The organism is Salmonella sp. SSDFZ69 (assembly GCF_004010755.1).
In the GTDB taxonomy this organism is placed as follows: domain Bacteria; phylum Pseudomonadota; class Gammaproteobacteria; order Enterobacterales; family Enterobacteriaceae; genus Salmonella; species Salmonella enterica.
In genome coordinates, this window is record NZ_CP034831.1 from 553,686 (window position 1) to 569,621 (window position 15,936).

General features: G+C 54.1%; 22 protein-coding genes. 9 read left to right on the plus strand and 13 right to left on the minus strand.

Going from position 1 to position 15,936, the window contains the following annotated elements; all coding sequences use genetic code 11:
• Nucleotides 1–41: 41 nt before the first annotated feature.
• Nucleotides 42–695, plus strand: coding sequence for an isoprenoid biosynthesis glyoxalase ElbB (gene elbB, locus EOS98_RS02645; protein ID WP_000719821.1), 654 nt, complete (start codon nt 42–44; stop codon nt 693–695).
• Complete coding sequence (mtgA, locus tag EOS98_RS02650; protein ID WP_000044651.1) at nt 692–1,420, plus strand: monofunctional biosynthetic peptidoglycan transglycosylase; 729 nt, start codon at nt 692–694, stop codon at nt 1,418–1,420. Before elbB ends, mtgA begins: the two co-directional genes overlap by 4 nt.
• Nucleotides 1,421–1,494: 74 nt before the next feature.
• Here the strand turns inward: mtgA and yrbL are convergent, their stop codons facing one another.
• The 12 genes from yrbL to EOS98_RS02715 all read right to left on the minus strand — a co-directional run bounded on the left by yrbL (nt 1,495) and on the right by EOS98_RS02715 (nt 10,336).
• Nucleotides 1,495–2,127, minus strand: coding sequence for a PhoP regulatory network protein YrbL (yrbL, locus tag EOS98_RS02655; protein WP_000602198.1), 633 nt, complete (start codon nt 2,125–2,127; stop codon nt 1,495–1,497).
• A 248-nt stretch (nt 2,128–2,375) separates the two neighbouring features.
• Nucleotides 2,376–2,648 carry a PTS phosphocarrier protein NPr gene (npr, locus tag EOS98_RS02665; protein WP_000216797.1) on the minus strand — a complete coding sequence of 91 codons (273 nt, stop codon included), beginning with the start codon at nt 2,646–2,648 and terminating at the stop codon, nt 2,376–2,378.
• Nucleotides 2,645–3,499, minus strand: coding sequence for an RNase adapter RapZ (rapZ, locus tag EOS98_RS02670; RefSeq protein WP_000243749.1), 855 nt, complete (start codon nt 3,497–3,499; stop codon nt 2,645–2,647). The genes npr and rapZ overlap by 4 nt, the downstream gene beginning before the upstream one ends.
• Nucleotides 3,500–3,544: 45 nt before the next feature.
• Nucleotides 3,545–4,036, minus strand: coding sequence for a PTS IIA-like nitrogen regulatory protein PtsN (gene ptsN, locus EOS98_RS02675; protein WP_000609332.1), 492 nt, complete (start codon nt 4,034–4,036; stop codon nt 3,545–3,547).
• 117 nt (nt 4,037–4,153) lie between these two features.
• Entirely contained in the window at nt 4,154–4,441 is a 288-nt protein-coding gene (hpf, locus tag EOS98_RS02680) for a ribosome hibernation promoting factor (RefSeq protein WP_001176589.1), read from the minus strand.
• Nucleotides 4,442–4,463: 22 nt separating this feature from the next.
• Nucleotides 4,464–5,897: an RNA polymerase factor sigma-54 gene (gene rpoN, locus EOS98_RS02685; protein WP_000809020.1), complete on the minus strand. Its 1,434-nt coding sequence runs from the start codon at nt 5,895–5,897 to the stop codon at nt 4,464–4,466.
• Between the two features lie 47 nt (nt 5,898–5,944).
• Nucleotides 5,945–6,670: an LPS export ABC transporter ATP-binding protein gene (gene lptB / locus EOS98_RS02690; protein ID WP_000224104.1), complete on the minus strand. Its 726-nt coding sequence runs from the start codon at nt 6,668–6,670 to the stop codon at nt 5,945–5,947.
• A 6-nt stretch (nt 6,671–6,676) separates the two neighbouring features.
• Nucleotides 6,677–7,231, minus strand: coding sequence for a lipopolysaccharide ABC transporter substrate-binding protein LptA (lptA, locus tag EOS98_RS02695; protein WP_000669770.1), 555 nt, complete (start codon nt 7,229–7,231; stop codon nt 6,677–6,679).
• The gene (lptC, locus tag EOS98_RS02700; protein WP_000047845.1) at nt 7,200–7,775 is read right to left on the minus strand and encodes an LPS export ABC transporter periplasmic protein LptC; all 576 of its coding nucleotides are present in this window, start codon (nt 7,773–7,775) and stop codon (nt 7,200–7,202) included. The genes lptA and lptC overlap by 32 nt, the downstream gene beginning before the upstream one ends.
• Nucleotides 7,772–8,338, minus strand: coding sequence for a 3-deoxy-manno-octulosonate-8-phosphatase KdsC (gene kdsC, locus EOS98_RS02705; RefSeq protein WP_000030029.1), 567 nt, complete (start codon nt 8,336–8,338; stop codon nt 7,772–7,774). The genes lptC and kdsC overlap by 4 nt, the downstream gene beginning before the upstream one ends.
• A 20-nt stretch (nt 8,339–8,358) precedes the next feature.
• Nucleotides 8,359–9,345, minus strand: a complete 987-nt coding sequence (gene kdsD / locus EOS98_RS02710) for an arabinose-5-phosphate isomerase KdsD (protein ID WP_000018617.1) — start codon at nt 9,343–9,345, stop codon at nt 8,359–8,361.
• Nucleotides 9,346–9,358: 13 nt separating this feature from the next.
• The gene (locus EOS98_RS02715; protein WP_000922742.1) at nt 9,359–10,336 is read right to left on the minus strand and encodes a calcium/sodium antiporter; all 978 of its coding nucleotides are present in this window, start codon (nt 10,334–10,336) and stop codon (nt 9,359–9,361) included.
• A gap of 212 nt (nt 10,337–10,548) precedes the next feature.
• Here EOS98_RS02715 and mlaF point away from each other — a divergent pair, with 212 nt between their 5' ends.
• The 7 genes from mlaF (at nt 10,549) to murA (ending at nt 15,412) form a co-directional block, all read left to right on the plus strand.
• Entirely contained in the window at nt 10,549–11,361 is an 813-nt protein-coding gene (mlaF, locus tag EOS98_RS02720; RefSeq protein WP_000531566.1) for a phospholipid ABC transporter ATP-binding protein MlaF, read from the plus strand.
• 7 nt (nt 11,362–11,368) lie between these two features.
• On the plus strand, nt 11,369–12,151 hold the full coding sequence (mlaE, locus tag EOS98_RS02725) for a lipid asymmetry maintenance ABC transporter permease subunit MlaE (RefSeq protein WP_000925786.1): 783 nt from the start codon (nt 11,369–11,371) through the stop codon (nt 12,149–12,151).
• Between the two features lie 4 nt (nt 12,152–12,155).
• Entirely contained in the window at nt 12,156–12,707 is a 552-nt protein-coding gene (gene mlaD, locus EOS98_RS02730; protein WP_001193589.1) for an outer membrane lipid asymmetry maintenance protein MlaD, read from the plus strand.
• 18 nt (nt 12,708–12,725) lie between these two features.
• Nucleotides 12,726–13,361 carry a phospholipid-binding protein MlaC gene (gene mlaC / locus EOS98_RS02735; RefSeq protein WP_000476467.1) on the plus strand — a complete coding sequence of 212 codons (636 nt, stop codon included), beginning with the start codon at nt 12,726–12,728 and terminating at the stop codon, nt 13,359–13,361.
• The gene (gene mlaB, locus EOS98_RS02740; protein ID WP_000188842.1) at nt 13,361–13,657 is read left to right on the plus strand and encodes a lipid asymmetry maintenance protein MlaB; all 297 of its coding nucleotides are present in this window, start codon (nt 13,361–13,363) and stop codon (nt 13,655–13,657) included. Before mlaC ends, mlaB begins: the two co-directional genes overlap by 1 nt.
• A gap of 187 nt (nt 13,658–13,844) precedes the next feature.
• Entirely contained in the window at nt 13,845–14,099 is a 255-nt protein-coding gene (ibaG, locus tag EOS98_RS02745) for a BolA family iron metabolism protein IbaG (RefSeq protein ID WP_001518349.1), read from the plus strand.
• 53 nt (nt 14,100–14,152) lie between these two features.
• A complete protein-coding gene (gene murA, locus EOS98_RS02750; RefSeq protein WP_000357288.1) occupies nt 14,153–15,412 on the plus strand; it encodes a UDP-N-acetylglucosamine 1-carboxyvinyltransferase in 1,260 nt (419 codons plus the stop codon).
• Between the two features lie 57 nt (nt 15,413–15,469).
• Here the strand turns inward: murA and sfsB are convergent, their stop codons facing one another.
• Nucleotides 15,470–15,757: a DNA-binding transcriptional regulator SfsB gene (gene sfsB / locus EOS98_RS02755; RefSeq protein ID WP_000444168.1), complete on the minus strand. Its 288-nt coding sequence runs from the start codon at nt 15,755–15,757 to the stop codon at nt 15,470–15,472.
• Nucleotides 15,758–15,936 lie beyond the last annotated feature (179 nt).

A 15,936-nucleotide genomic window follows, 5' to 3' on the forward strand; every position in this document is an offset into this window, starting at 1 on the left:
ATTATTAATGGGCTTGAGTCGGTTGCAGGAGGATGTTCACCATGAAAAAAATTGGCGTAGTGCTCAGCGGATGCGGCGTCTATGACGGCACCGAAATTCATGAGGCCGTTCTGACGCTGTTGGCCATTGCCCGCAGCGGCGCGCAGGCTATCTGCTTCGCGCCGGATAAACCACAAGCGGATGTTATTAATCACCTGACCGGCGAAGCGATGGCGGAAACGCGTAACGTCCTGATTGAGGCGGCGCGTATTACGCGGGGCGATATTCGTCCCCTGTCCCAGGCTCAGCCAGAGGAGCTGGATGCGCTCATTGTGCCTGGTGGTTTCGGCGCGGCGAAGAACCTGAGTAATTTCGCCAGCCAGGGGAGCGAATGCCGGGTGGATAGCGATGTCGTCGCGCTGGCGAAGGCCATGCACCAGTCCGGCAAGCCGCTGGGATTCATCTGTATCGCGCCCGCAATGTTGCCGAAAATCTTTGACTTCCCGCTACGTCTGACAATAGGGACGGATATTGATACCGCTGAAGTACTTGAAGAGATGGGCGCCGAACACGTACCTTGCCCGGTTGATGATATCGTTGTGGACGAGGATAACAAGGTCGTGACCACCCCTGCCTATATGCTGGCGCAGGATATCGCTCAGGCGGCAAGCGGCATTGATAAATTAGTGTCGCGCGTGCTGGTTCTGGCGGAATGAGCAAACGACGCATCGCGCCGTTAACGTTTTTGCGCCGTCTACTTTTACGTATCCTTGCTGCGCTCGCCGTCTTTTGGGGCGGCGGCATTGCGCTGTTTAGCGTGGTTCCGGTGCCTTTTTCGGCGGTGATGGCGGAACGGCAGATTAGCGCCTGGCTCGGCGGAGAGTTCGGTTATGTGGCGCATTCTGACTGGGTCAGTATGGCGGATATCTCGCCGTGGATGGGGCTGGCGGTAATTGCGGCGGAAGACCAGAAGTTCCCTGAGCACTGGGGCTTTGATGTTCCGGCGATTGAAAAAGCGCTGGCGCATAATGAGCGGAATGAGAGCCGTATTCGCGGCGCCTCTACGCTTTCGCAGCAAACGGCGAAAAATCTCTTTTTATGGGATGGACGCAGTTGGGTGCGCAAAGGTCTGGAGGCCGGGCTAACGCTGGGCATTGAAACTGTCTGGAGCAAAAAGCGCATTCTCACGGTTTATCTGAATATCGCGGAGTTTGGCGATGGTATTTTTGGCGTGGAGGCTGCGGCACAACGGTATTTTCATAAACCCGCCAGCCGCTTAAATATGTCCGAAGCCGCGTTACTGGCGGCGGTATTGCCAAATCCGTTACGCTATAAGGCGAATGCGCCTTCCGGCTATGTGCGTAGCCGGCAGGCGTGGATTATGCGCCAGATGCGCCAACTGGGCGGGGAATCTTTTATGACGCGCAACCAGCTTAATTAATTTTGCCGATTGGCGGCGCGAACGCCTTATCCGGCCTGCGATCTGTGTCGTCCAGGCCTGATAAGCACAGGTCATTAAGCTTCGTGAGAAGTAAGCGCCAGCCGTTTCTTGTCTTTTGGCTGCGCGTCCCTCTCCAGGGCAACGGTCAGCGCAGGCTGGGCGATAAACCGCTGCCACACTCTCTCCAGTTTGCGTTCACAGCACCATGTTGACCAGGTTGCCAGCGGGATAAAGGTACTTTCCCCCAGATTGTCGCAAACCACCGGAACCACTTCTGACTCGCTGATACGCTGGCACAGGATGTTTTGCGGCTTCAGCGACATCGTCACAATATGGTTATCCAGCAGGTAACGTTTCAGTTTTTTCAGTAGCCGCCGCAGGACAGCGACATCCTCTTCATAACGACATTGCGCGGCGAACTCGGTCAGGGTAATAGAGGGCGCGCCGTTGAAATCGGTAATCATGTCGTAGACATAGCCGGTGCCGCAATCGGTTTCTACCGTGCCGTAATAACGGGGGATAGCGCTCCAGTCCGTCAGGTAGCGGGACAGATGCGCATAGTAGCTCAGTTCACGCCGAATCTCTTTATCACCGCCGTGGTCACGGTTGTAAATGACTTTTATGCAACGCCGGGCATTATCCGGATGCGTATAGCATTTACGATGTCGACCGGCGCCCAGCGGAGTCTGTTTCGATAAGAGGATCATGGCAAGTCCTGGAAAAATTTATTCACATAAATTTAGTATGGACAAAGAACTTAAACAAAACCTAAACGAAATTTTTTAAGGTTTTCTTAATGTTTTTATGCATAGGTAAAGCGCACGAAATGTACAAATCTTACGAAAGGGCGGGGCTGCGGGACAAGAGGCAGGCAGGCGTAACACGCCCGGTTTTGGGGGGACTGTCATCAAATACCGGGACGGCGTTGGGGGAAATAGGGTATAGAGGGGGAGGTTTAGTCTTCGTCAAAGCCGGAATTGAACAGCGCGATAACCGCCGCCAGCGCTTCAACTTCTTGCGGGCCGGTGGCTTCAATTTCGATCTGACGCCCTTTGGCGGAGTCGAGCATTAACAGAGCGATGACGCTATTTGCTTCCGCTTCGGTGCCTTCGTCATTGCGTAATAGCACCTCGGCGTCAAAACCCTGCATCAGTTCGAAAAGCTTCATGGCAGGCCGGGCATGCATGCCCAGCTTATTGGTGACTTCAACAGTTTGCTTTACGGTCATGTTTTGCGTTTTTCCAGCGTGCGATGGCGAGACTGGACATTTTTACCGCGCGAGCGGAAGTAGTCTGCCAGCTGTTCTGCAATATACACCGAACGGTGTTTCCCGCCGGTACAACCGATAGCGACGGTAAGGTAGCTGCGGTTGTTGGTCTCCAGCATCGGTAACCATAGCTCAAGATAGCTGCGAGTCTGATAGATAAAATTGTGAACTTCTGTGTGTCGGTCAAGAAACGCGGCTACCGGCTTATCAAGCCCGGTCATGGGGCGCAGTTTTGGGTCCCAGTGCGGGTTGGGCAGAAAGCGGACATCGAACACATAGTCCGCATCAATCGGGATACCATGTTTAAAGCCGAAGGACTCAAATACCATCGTCAGTTCGCGCTCGCGTTTGCCCAACAGCCGGGTACGCAGCATCTCCGCCAGCTCATGGACGGACATTTCTGAAGTGTCGACGATCAGATCCGCACGTGAGCGTAACGGCTCCAGCAAGTCACTCTCTTTATCGATCGCACTCTCTAAAGAAAGATTTTTGCTGGAAAGCGGATGCAAACGGCGCGTGTCGCTGTAGCGGCGAATCAAGGTATTGCGGTCGGCATCAAGAAACAGCAATTGCGGCGAGAAAGCGCCAGGCAGATTATTCATCGCCTGTTCAAAAATCTCAGGTGATTCAGGCATATTGCGCACATCAATGCTGACGGCGGCGGAAATCTGGCGATCGGCCAGCGTTCGCGCCAGATCGGGCAACAGCACGACGGGGAGGTTATCCACGCAGTAAAATCCCATATCTTCCAGCGCGCGCAGAGCGACAGATTTACCTGATCCGGAACGCCCGCTGACGATCATCAGTACCATGTACCGTTTCTCCTCACAACGACAGAAAGAAATGCCATTGAGTTGTTATGCCTCATTCTGCTCACCTTCGGTGTCAGTAATGATTTGATACAGCTCTTCATCATTCAGCGCCGCGCGCAGGCGGCGGCAGATCGTTTTATCCGCCAGACGTTTCGCCACCAGCGACAGCGTGTGCAGATGCGTTTTAGTTTGATCGGCGGGCACCAGCAGGGCGAAGAGGAGATCGACCGGCTGGTTATCGATGGCGTCGAACGCGATCGGCGTTTCGAGCTGAACGAACACGCCGACGGCGCGTAAGGTATCTTCTTCCAGTTTCCCGTGCGGGATGGCGATACCATTACCAATACCGGTACTGCCCATTTTTTCGCGTGTCAGAATGGCTTCAAACACGACCTGAGGAGGTAAACTGAGCTGTTTTGCCGCCAGTTCGCTGATGATTTCCAGCGCGCGTTTCTTACTCTGACAATGAACGCCGCTACGCGTACACTCCTGGTTAAGTACACTGCTCAGTTGTAGAGTCGTATCGTTATTTATCATAATTTCACCTAAGAACCTGTCCTGTCAGGTTGATGGCCAGGTTCGGAGCGCTAACTGTACAAATGGCCCGTTGTGTCACACAACAGGCCGTCCTGCACTGGCTAACTGCCCGGACAATTAGTGTTGTTTCAGTTTATCTTTATGCCTGGTTAACTGCCTTGCCAGTTTATCAATCAAGCCGTCAATGGCGGCATACATATCCTGGCCTTCCGCGCTGGCGTGAATTTCGCCGCCGTTAACGTGTAGCGTCGCATCCGAGATGTGCGTGACCTTCTCCACTTTCAACACCACGTATACCTGATTAATCCGCTCAAAATACTGTTCAAGTTTGGCGAATTTCGTCGTCACAAATTCACGCAGGGCTTCAGTAATTTCGACATTATGTCCGGTGATATTGAGCTGCATAGTGTCTTCCTTATCGGTTGGGTCAAACCAGCTGTTTGCGTTGGTTTGACGGCGGAATGGATAAAGACTCTCGGTACTTCGCAACAGTGCGGCGCGCCACCATGATACCTTGTTCTGACAGCAGAGAGGTTAACTTGCTGTCGCTCAGTGGTTTCGCGGGGTTTTCCGCCGCAATTAACTTCTTCACCAGCGCGCGAATCGCGGTGGAAGAGGCTTCGCCTCCGCCTTCGGTATTGACGTGGCTGGAAAAGAAATATTTGAGTTCAAAAATACCGCGCGGGCTGTGCAGATACTTCTGCGTGGTCACGCGGGATATGGTGGATTCGTGCATCTCGACGGCCTGGGCGATATCCGCCAGTACCATCGGTTTCATATATTCTTCGCCCTGTTCAAAAAAGGCTTGCTGTTGCTCGACGATGCAGCGACTGACGCGCAGCAGCGTGTCGTTACGGCTTTCAAGGCTTTTTATCAGCCATTTCGCATCCTGTAAATTACTGCGGATGAACTGGCTGTCGGCATCGTTGCGCGCGCTATTGCACATGGCGGCATAGTGCTGGTTAATCTGTAAACGGGGAATACTGTCGCTATTAAGCTCCACCGTCCAGCGACCGTTATGCTTGCGTACCAGCACATCCGGGATAACGTACTCCGGCTCGCCGGTCTGGATCGATTGACCGGGTCTGGGATCGAGCGACTGAATCAGGTTTACCGCCTCTTTCAGCACCTCTTCTTTTAGTCGGGTAACGCGCATCAACGTGCGGAAATCGTGGTTGGCCAGCAGATCAAGGTGATCGCAGATAATGAGCCGCGCCTCTTCCAGCCACGGCGTGGATTTGTCGAATTGTGAAAGCTGGATCAGCAGACAGTCGCGAAGATCTTTTGCCGCGACGCCTACCGGATCAAAACGCTGAATGCGCTTCAGAACGGCTTCAACCTCATCGAGATCCACCTCTACATCGCCCATGCTTTCGCGAATTTCGTCCAGGGATACGGTGAGATAGCCGGTATCATCTACCGCATCGACAATGGATGTCGCAATAGCGCGATCGGTATCCGAGAAGGGCGTTAGCTCAACCTGCCACATCAGATAATCCTGCAACGACTGCGTCGTTTCGCCCTGATAGACGGGCAGCTCATCGTCGATATAATCGCCGCTGGGGCCGGACGGCGTCCCGGCGGTGTAAATTTCATCCCAACTGGCGTCAAGCGGCAGCTCTTCCGGCATCTCTTTTTGTTCGAGCGCGTCGGCGGTATCGAGAGGATCATTATCCTGAGGTTGCTGAGTGTCGATTTCGTCATGAAGATCGGTTTGCTCAAGCAGCGGGTTATTTTCCAGCGCTTGCTGGAGTTCCTGCTGAAGTTCCAGCGTAGACAACTGCAACAGACGGATGGCCTGTTGTAGCTGAGGCGTCATCGCCAGTTGTTGGCTAAGCCTGAGTTGCAAACCTTGCTTCATATTCAGAGTCGTTTTCTCCCGCTAGAGCAGCATAGCCCTCTACCCTATCAGAGTCTGAAGTCTTCCCCAAGATATACACGCTTAACGTGTTCGTCTTGCAGGATTTCTGTCGGCGTACCGTGGGCAATAAGGTGGCCCTGGCTCACGATATAGGCGCGTTCACAGACTGCCAGCGTCTCACGGACGTTATGGTCGGTGATCAGCACACCGAGCCCGCTATCGCGCAGATGCTCGATAATGCGTTTGATGTCGATAACGGAAATCGGGTCAACTCCTGCAAAGGGTTCATCCAGCAGGATAAATTTGGGATTAGCGGCCAACGCGCGGGCAATTTCTACACGACGGCGTTCACCACCGGACAGCGCCTGTCCCATGCTGTCGCGCAGATGCTCGATATGAAACTCTTCCATCAGCTCGTTGGCGCGGTCTTCTCGCTGTTCTGCGGTCAAATCGTCACGAATTTGCAGTACCGCCATCAGGTTATCAAATACGCTGAGACGGCGGAAAATAGAGGCTTCCTGCGGCAAATAGCCGATACCGCGGCGCGCACGCGCGTGCAGCGGCAGCAGACTGATATCTTCATCATCGATGATGATATTGCCCGCGTCACGCGGCACGATACCGACGACCATATAAAAGGTGGTGGTTTTACCCGCGCCGTTTGGACCGAGCAGCCCGACAATCTCCCCGGAGTTAACGGTCAGACTGACATCTTCCACTACGCGACGGCCTTTATAGGCCTTCGCCAGATTCTTTGCAGTTAATGTTGCCATAACGAATTAGTTACTCTTCTTTTGCGCCGGAGTCTGGCCTTTGTTTTTGTCTTGCAACTGCGACGGCACCAGAACGGTGGTGACGCGTTTGCCTTTCTCGCTGAAGGCCTGCATTTTCTGCTCTTTCACCAGGTAGGTGATTTTGTCGCCGGTAATGTTGCTGTCAAGCTGCTCCAGATAAGCGTTGCCGGTCAGCACCACAAAATCTTTCGCCAGCTCGTAATGCATATGGGAAGCGTGGCCTTTCACCGGCTTACCGTTGTCCTGCATCTGGTAGAAGGTGGCCGGATTGCCGTAACCGTCGATCACCTCTTTCCCCTGTTCGCCGCCAGGGCGGGTAACCACGACTTTATCGGCGTTGATCTTAATCGTGCCCTGGGTCATTACCACGTTGCCCGTAAAGGTCACGACGTTGCCTTGCATATCCAGCGACTGTTGATCCGAGTCAATATGAATAGGCTGTTCGGTATCGCCCGTGACGGCGAAGGCCGGAATGCTGGCGGCCAGCAGCGAGCCGGCAAGCATAAGATTAAGGCTGAGTTTGTTTGTTTTGAATTTCATAAGAGGTTCTAACCTTTTCAATCAGCTCGGCGTTCTTGCTGCGTAAGTTACCGCGCATTTTCAGTCCGCTGGAGTTAAATGTTGTGCCGTATAACGTCACCAGATCGTTCGAGGTAACATCCTGCGTCACCAGATTAATCTGCGCGTTATCGGTGGTAATTCTGCGTAATTGAGCGTCAGGCACCAGGGCGTTGACTTCAACATGGCCATACAGATAGAGCATCCGATCGTTAGTCAATTTGGCTTTATCGGCCTTGATCGACCATGTCGGCACTTTATCCTTATCAAAGGTGGTTAATACCGGTTGCGTAAACCATGAGACCGCCTGATCGGAAAAATATTCAACGTGCTGCGCGATCAGACGATAGCTCAACGCGCCTTCCGGACTGTACACGACGGTATCCGTATGCTCGCTTTTATACGTGGGATCGTTGCTGTTGACCATCACGGCAGCAGGATCGTCTTTATCCGCCAGATTGATACCAATCAGTACCAGAATGGCCAGCGACAGTAGAATGATAACCCAACGTCTGGTTTTACTCATATCGATTGCCCTTTGGCCTCATCCAGCTTGCCCTGCGCCAGCAGCAGCAAATCGCACACCTCACGTACCGCGCCGCGCCCGCCGGCAATGTGCGTCACATAGTCAGCTCGGGGGATCAGCAGCGGATGCGCATCCGCAACGGCAACGCTTAACCCCACTTTTTCCATCACTGGCCAGTCAATCAGATCATCGCCGACATAGGCAACATTTTCCGGCGCAATGGCCAGTTTTTCCAGCAGATCGCTAAAGGCGATCAGCTTATTCGACTGTCCCTGATAAAGATGGACAATCCCCAGCGTGGCGCAGCGATCTTCTACAAGTTTAGCCTTTCGTCCGGTAATAATGGCAACCTCGATATTGGAGGTCAAAGCACAGCGAATACCATAGCCGTCACGAACGTTGAAAGCCTTCAGCTCTTCGCCGTTATTGCCCATATAAATCAGGCCGTCAGACAATACGCCATCCACGTCCAGGATGAGCAGGCGGATATTCTCCGCTTTGGTCATGACATGGGTGCTGACGGGGCCATAACAGGTCGCAAGCGACGCACCTGCTTTACTCATCGTTAATTATCCTTGAGTTTCTACACGACGCCTGCACGCAGGAGATCATGCATATGTAACACACCGAGTAACTGGTCGCCATCAGCAACCAGTACGGAGGTGATATGGCGGGACTGCATTAAATTCAGCGCATCGACAGCGAGAATACCGGGACGCACGCGAATGCCCCCTGGCGTCATCACCTCGGCGATCCCCAACTGGCGCATATCGCCGCCCATATCGAACACGCGACGTAAATCGCCGTCGGTGAAGATACCGTCGATCTTCATGGATTCATCGCAAATGACGGTCATACCGAGATTTTTACGCGTAATTTCTAACAGCGCATCACGCAGGGTGGCATGTTTATTAACATGCGGGATTTCATCGCCAGTATGCATAATATCGCTTACGCGCAGCAGTAGCTTACGTCCCAGCGCGCCGCCAGGATGCGACAGAGCGAAATCCTCGGCGGTAAAGCCGCGCGCTTTTAACAATGCCACGGCGAGCGCGTCGCCCATCACCAGCGTTGCGGTGGTACTACTGGTAGGCGCCAGGCCTAACGGACACGCTTCTTTGGGCACTTTAACACACAGATGCACATCTGCCGCACGCGCCATGCTGCTTTCCGGTCGCCCGGTAATGCAAATTAACGGTACGTGCAGCCGTTTAAGCACCGGTATTAGCGCCGCGATCTCGCTGGATTCGCCGGAGTTGGAGATAGCGATAACCACATCCTGCGGCGTAACCATCCCCAAATCGCCGTGCGCGGCTTCGCCTGGATGTACAAAAAAGGAAGAGGTGCCGGTACTGGCGAACGTGGCGGCCATTTTCCGTCCGATATGGCCGGATTTTCCCATCCCCATGACCACCACTTTTCCGGTGCAGTTGAACATTTTTTCACAGGCCAGCGTGAAATGCTGGTTGATATATTGATCAAGCTCCGCCAGGCCTTCACGTTCAATTTCCAGGACCTCTTTGCCTGCCTGCTGAAAGTCAAACCCCGGTTGCAACGCTAAATGCGACATAATCCGTTTCCAGTTATCCAACAAGAAGTGGCGATAGCCAATAGAGCATCGCCAGCCATACGATAAACCCGCCGGTCAGCAGTATACCTGCGCCCCGGCCAATCTGGCGCGGATGCCGCCAGCAAAGTAAAGCGAAAACCACGCTAACCAGCAACATCACGCTATAATCTCGCCCAAACGCCAGCGGGTTGATCTCCCCCGGCGCGATCAGCGCAGGCAGTCCCAGCACGATGGCGAGATTAAAAATATTGGCGCCAATGAGATTACCAACGGCAATATCATTTTCGCCTTTTCGCACGCCGGCAATCGCCGTCGCCAGCTCTGGCAGACTGGTGCCGACGGCGATGACTGTCAGACCGAGCGTTAATTCACTCATGGCGAAATAGTTCGCCAGCACCGTAGCGTTATCGATTACCATGCGCGTCGCCATCGGCATGATGACCAGCGCAATGCCCAGCCATAAGAACGCGACGGGGAGCCCGCCTTCGCGCGGTAGCTCCGCCAGTTGTTCGCGGGTGAGGCTGTCATTCCCCTGGCGTTCGGCCAGACGCGCGATTTTAACAATGAATAACAGCCATAGCACAGCCAGAAGCAGGAGAAAGATACCATCACTGCGGCTTAACTGTCCGTCATGCAGTACGGAACCGGCTACCACGCTAACAAATAACATTAATGGCAATTCGCGACGTAGAACATCGGAATGCACGGTAAATGGACGAACCAGCGCCGCCAGCCCTAAGATCAGCAAAATATTGGTGATGTTAGAACCGAGCGCCGCGCCGACGGCCAAATCGAGCTGACCGTGTAGCGATGCGGCGACCGACACAATAATTTCCGGCAGCGAGGTGCCGATACTCACGACCGTCATCCCGATGATCAGCGGGGGAATACCGAATGTACGGCATAAAATAGAGGCCGCAAACACCAGACGATCGGCGCCGTAGGCCACCAGAAGCAAACCAATTATGAGTAGCGCCATCGCTAAAAGCATCTAAAGTCCTTTCTTCAGGTATACTCGCCGGTCCCCTGGAAGGGATATCTGGAAGCCGTAACGAAGTCCTAATTTTGACTTTATGCGGCTAAAAAGTAAAACGAATGCCAGCTTTCGCTAACCCTGTCAGTTAATATTCTGTAATTATGTCGAACCCATGGTTAAATTCAGCGCCATGGTTACCTCAACAAGGCAATACGAAGGATGAATCAATGGGTCAGTCTGCGGCCAATTTAGTCGATATGCGCGACGTCAGCTTTTCCCGTGGCGAACGCTGCATTTTCGATAATATTTCCCTGACGGTGCCGCGCGGGAAGATCACGGCGATCATGGGGCCGTCGGGCATCGGTAAAACCACGCTGTTGCGCCTGATTGGCGGACAGATCCCGCCGGATAAGGGCGAGATCTTATTTGATGGCGAGAATGTGCCGGCCATGTCCCGTTCGCGGCTCTACACCGTCCGTAAACGTATGAGTATGCTGTTTCAGTCGGGAGCGCTGTTTACCGACATGAACGTGTTTGACAATGTGGCCTATCCGCTACGGGAGCACACCAATTTACCCGCGCCGCTGCTAAAAAGCGTCGTGATGATGAAACTGGAAGCTGTCGGGCTGCGCGGCGCGGCAAAACTGATGCCTTCCGAGCTCTCCGGTGGGATGGCGCGCCGCGCCGCGTTGGCGCGCGCCATCGCTCTGGAACCGGATCTCATCATGTTCGATGAGCCGTTTGTCGGCCAGGACCCGATTACCATGGGCGTTCTGGTGAAGCTGATTTCAGAATTGAACAGCGCGCTGGGCGTGACCTGCGTGGTGGTCTCGCATGATGTGCCAGAGGTGCTCAGTATTGCGGATCACGCCTGGATCATGGCGGACAAAAAAATCGTCGCTCACGGTAGCGCTCAGGCGTTGCAGGAGAATACGGACCCGCGCGTGCGTCAGTTCCTTGACGGTATTGCCGACGGGCCGGTTCCGTTCCGCTATCCGGCGGGCGACTATCACCTTGATTTACTCGAAACAGGGAGTTAAGCCACTCATGCTGTTAAATGCGCTGGCAGCACTCGGACACAGCGGGATCAAAACCGTCAGGACGTTCGGGCGCGCCGGGTTAATGTTATTCAATGCGATTATCGGTAAGCCGGAGTTTCGCAAACATGCGCCGCTGCTGGTGCGCCAGCTTTATAATGTGGGCGTCTTGTCGATGCTTATCATTATTGTCTCCGGCGTATTCATCGGTATGGTGCTGGGGCTGCAAGGCTATCTGGTTCTGACTACTTACAGCGCGGAGACCAGTCTTGGCATGTTAGTGGCGCTTTCGCTGCTGCGCGAGCTGGGGCCGGTGGTCGCGGCGTTGCTGTTTGCCGGGCGGGCCGGGTCGGCGTTGACGGCGGAAATCGGCCTGATGCGGGCGACGGAGCAGCTCTCCAGTATGGAGATGATGGCGGTCGATCCATTGCGCCGGGTGATTTCGCCGCGCTTTTGGGCGGGCGTGATTTCATTGCCGCTACTGACCATTATCTTTGTGGCGGTCGGTATCTGGGGCGGCTCGCTGGTCGGCGTAAGCTGGAAGGGAATCGACGCCGGGTTCTTCTGGTCCGCGATGCAGAATGCCGTCGACTGGCGTATGGACCTGGTGAACTGTCTGATAAAGAGCGTGGTGTTCGCCATTACGGTAACATGGATTGCGTTATTCAACGGTTATGACGCAATACCGACTTCTGCCGGGATTAGCCGGGCAACGACGCGTACCGTGGTCCACGCATCGTTGGCCGTTCTGGGGCTGGATTTTGTGCTGACCGCACTGATGTTTGGGAATTGAGTTCATGCAAACGAAAAAAAATGAAATTTGGGTAGGCGTTTTTTTGCTGGTAGCGTTGCTGGCGGCGCTGTTTGTTTGCCTGAAGGCGGCAAATGTGACCTCTATGCGCACGGAGCCGACCTATAAGGTTTATGCGACCTTCGATAACATCGGCGGTCTGAAAGTGCGTTCCCCGGTACGCATCGGCGGGGTGGTTGTCGGGCGGGTTGAAGATATCTCGCTTGATCCGAAAACATACCTGCCGCGCGTAACGCTCGACATCGAAGAGCGTTATAACCATATTCCCGATACCAGCTCGTTGAGTATTCGTACTTCCGGACTGCTGGGGGAGCAATATCTGGCATTAAACGTCGGTTTTGAAGATCCTGAGCTGGGAACGTCTATCCTCAAAGATGGGAGTACGATTCAGGACACCAAGTCTGCAATGGTGCTGGAAGATATGATTGGTCAGTTCCTCTATAACAGCAAAGGCGACGACAATAAGAATTCTGGCGATGCGCCAGCCGCAACGGAAGACCATACTGAAGCCACAACGCCCGCGGGCGCAACGAAATAATCTCAGGAGAATTGAGGCATGTTTAAACGACTGATGATGGTGGCCCTGCTGATCATTGCGCCATTAAGCGCAGCAACGGCAGCGGATCAGAGCAATCCTTATAAACTGATGAACGAGGCGGCGCAGAAAACGTTTGATCGCCTGAAAAACGAACAGCCGAAAATTCGTGCCAATCCGGATTACCTGCGCGACGTTGTTGATCAGGAACTTCTGCCGTACGTGCAGGTAAAATATGCCGGCGCGCTGGTGCTGGGCCGCTACTACAAAGAGGCGACCCCGGCGCAGCGTGAAGCCTATTTTGCCGCGTTTCGCGAATACCTGAAACAGGCCTACGGTCAGGCGCTGGCGATGTACCACGGTCAGACTTACCAGATAGCGCCTGAGCAACCGCTGGGCGATGCGACCATTGTGCCTATCCGCGTAACGATTATCGATCCCAACGGTCGTCCGCCGGTACGCCTGGATTTCCAGTGGCGCAAAAACACCCAGACCGGCAACTGGCAGGCGTATGACATGATTGCGGAAGGCGTCAGCATGATCACCACCAAGCAAAATGAGTGGAGCGACCTGCTGCGTACTAAAGGCATCGACGGCCTGACCGCACAACTGAAATCTATCTCTCAACAGAAAATTACTTTGGACGAGAAACAGTAATGACGCCGCAACTCACCTGGACGCGTGAGGCGGACACTCTGATGCTGGCGGGAGAGCTGGATCAGGACGTGTTGGCGCCGCTATGGGACGCGCGCGTAGAAGCGATGACTGGCGTTACCCGTATCGACCTGAGCCAGATCTCCAGGGTGGATACGGGGGGACTGGCGCTGCTGGCGCACCTTGTGAACCAGGCAAAAAAGCAGGGCAATGCCGTGTCGCTGTCTGGCGTTAACGACAAGGTTTACGCGCTGGCGCAATTATATAACTTGCCCGAAGACGTACTTCCCCGTATGTAATGAATGCCGGATGGTTTATCCGGCCTACACTTCGCATGATCCCCGTAGGCCGGATAAGTTGCGTTAGCAGCACCATCCGGCACTTTTACCGCGCTGATTTATCAGCGTAATCTTTTGCTTATTTAAGACGGCGCGACTTTGCTCTAAGATGTTGGGCTGTTTTCACTATTTGACGAATAAAGAACCCATGGAAAATCATGAAATTCAGAGTGTGCTGATGAATGCCCTCTCCCTCCAGGAAGTCCACGTCTCCGGCGATGGCAGTCACTTTCAGGTTATTGCCGTGGGCGAGATGTTTGACGGCATGAGCCGGGTCAAGAAACAGCAAACGGTCTATGGGCCGCTAATGGAGTACATTGCGGACAACCGTATCCATGCCGTATCGATCAAAGCATATACCCCGGCGGAATGGGCGCGCGATCGTAAACTTAACGGATTTTAAGCTACGGGTAACCTGCCGGTAGCGGAGATGAATGCTTAACTGAGAATACAATAATGGATAAATTTCGTGTACAGGGGCCAACGACGCTCCAGGGCGAAGTCACAATTTCCGGCGCCAAAAACGCCGCGCTGCCGATCCTGTTCGCCGCTCTGCTGGCAGAAGAACCGGTAGAGATCCAAAACGTTCCAAAACTGAAAGACGTGGATACGTCGATGAAGCTCCTGAGCCAATTAGGCGCGAAAGTGGAACGCAATGGATCGGTACACATTGACGCCAGCCAGGTGAACGTGTTCTGCGCGCCTTATGATCTGGTTAAGACCATGCGCGCCTCGATATGGGCGCTGGGGCCGCTGGTTGCCCGTTTTGGTCAGGGACAAGTCTCTCTGCCGGGGGGCTGTACTATCGGCGCGCGTCCGGTTGATCTGCATATTACCGGTCTGGAACAACTGGGTGCGACCATCAAGCTGGAAGAGGGCTACGTAAAGGCCTCCGTCGAAGGGCGTCTTAAAGGGGCGCATATCGTGATGGATAAGGTCAGCGTCGGCGCGACCGTCACCATTATGTGCGCCGCCACGCTGGCGGAAGGGACGACCATCATTGAAAACGCCGCGCGCGAGCCGGAAATTGTCGACACCGCTAACTTCCTGGTTACGCTGGGGGCGAAGATCGCCGGGCAGGGCACCGATCGTATTACGATCGAGGGCGTAGAGCGTCTGGGCGGCGGCGTTTATCGTGTGCTGCCGGATCGTATCGAAACGGGGACTTTCCTGGTGGCGGCAGCGATCTCTCGCGGCAAAATCCTCTGCCGTAACGCGCAACCGGACACTCTGGACGCGGTACTGGCGAAACTGCGCGATGCTGGCGCGGATATCGAAGTGGGCGAGGACTGGATTAGTCTGGACATGCACGGCAAACGGCCGAAGGCGGTCAATGTCCGTACCGCGCCGCACCCGGCATTTCCGACCGATATGCAGGCGCAGTTCACGTTGCTGAACCTGGTGGCGGAAGGGACGGGCTTTATCACTGAAACCGTCTTTGAAAACCGTTTTATGCACGTGCCTGAACTCAGCCGCATGGGCGCGCGTGCGGAAATTGAAAGCAATACCGTCATATGCCATGGTGTAGAAACGCTCTCTGGCGCCCAGGTCATGGCGACAGATCTGCGGGCATCTGCGAGCCTGGTGCTGGCGGGCTGTATTGCGGAAGGCACGACGATTGTGGATCGCATTTATCACATCGATCGCGGTTATGAGCGCATCGAAGACAAACTGCGCGCGCTAGGCGCGAATATTGAACGCGTGAAAGGCGAATAACCTTCTGTACGCTGAATAACCCCCGCGAACGCGATGCGGGGGTTGTTTTACAGGCACTTACTCTACATTCTGTTTGTTTTTATTACGCGCTCTCATAAGCCGCGTTCTGTCGATAAACTCATGCGTGCGCGGATCGTGATAACGCGATGGCCAAATAACCCAGGGTTCCGTTCCCAATGCTTTCGCGATAATCAACTCTCCTTTCGGCCATGGGCGCGTTAATGCATTGGCCAGCGTGGATGAACTCAATCCATTCCGACGTGACTCAGCGGCCATTGAAGTCCCTTTTTTACGTAGTCCGGCAATGATATCGGCCGGATGCCAGTCAATAAGCTTGCTTTCCATACATCCATCACTCCTTAGATTAATCACTTACGGTTTTAACAACCCGACGACGTTCGATACTATAACGCTTCGTGAAGGAATGTTCTAAAAAGTTCATGTAAGTGGCGGCAATATTCAGAATATGCCAGGGGAAATCCTGGATGAGTATGTGAAAAACAGGCGATAGGGTATCTGGAGTT